This window comes from Bacillus sp. (in: firmicutes) (assembly GCA_017656295.1).
In the GTDB taxonomy this organism is placed as follows: Bacteria; Bacillota; Bacilli; order Bacillales; family JACDOC01; genus JACDOC01.
On record JACDOC010000044.1, the window covers coordinates 1 to 851 of the forward strand.

General features: G+C 47.6%; 2 tRNA genes and 2 rRNA genes. All 4 read right to left on the reverse strand.

The features are described from left to right. Positions 1-174 (reverse strand): 23S ribosomal RNA (locus H0Z31_15690); the annotation flags it as partial. A gap of 173 nt (positions 175-347) precedes the next feature. Further along, a tRNA-Ala gene (locus H0Z31_15695) sits at positions 348-423 on the reverse strand. Between the two features lie 111 nt (positions 424-534). Further along, positions 535-611, reverse strand: a tRNA-Ile gene (locus tag H0Z31_15700). 57 nt (positions 612-668) lie between these two features. Further along, positions 669-851: ribosomal RNA gene (locus tag H0Z31_15705) — 16S ribosomal RNA — on the reverse strand; the annotation flags it as partial.

Here is an 851-nt window from a genome sequence, read left to right on the forward strand (position 1 = left end):
TATTCACTTATGGATACTTGCTCATCACAGCAAGTGGGTTTCCCCATTCGGAAATCGCCGGTTATAACGGTTCATATCACCTTACCGGCGCTTATCGCAGATTAGCACGTCCTTCATCGCCTCTGACTGCCAGGGCATCCACCGTGTACGCTTAGTCGCTTAACCTCACAACCCGAAGATGTTTCTTACGATTCATCATCGTGTTGCGAAAATTTGAGAGACTCACGAACAACTTTCGTTGTTCTGTGTTTCAATTTTCAGCTTGATCCAGATTTTTAAAGAGCAAAACTTCGCAGTGAACCCTTTCAGGTACACTCTGAAGTATTTTTTCGTAAACACTCACGAGATGGTGGAGCTATGCGGGATCGAACCGCAGACCTCCTGCGTGCAAAGCAGGCGCTCTCCCAGCTGAGCTATAGCCCCATCGTGTAGTCAGAACCTCTTTACCGATAATTTTTCCTGAGACAAGGCGTGGAATAACGAAGCATACATCAGTATGTGAGTTATTTCACAACGCAGTATTCAGGGAAAATTTGGTAGGCCTGAGTGGACTTGAACCACCGACCTCACCCTTATCAGGGGTGCGCTCTAACCACCTGAGCTACAAGCCTGTAGAGGTTTTACTGCTCGTTTTTCATCAGACAATCTGTGTGAGCACTTCAAAGTACGCTTCTTTAAGGTAATGAGGTGATCCAACCGCAGGTTCCCCTACGGTTACCTTGTTACGACTTCACCCCAGTCATGAATCACAAAGTGGTAAGCGCCCTCCCGAAGGTTAAGCTACCTACTTCTTTTGCAACCCACTCCCATGGTGTGACGGGCGGTGAGTACAAGACCCGGGAACGTATTCA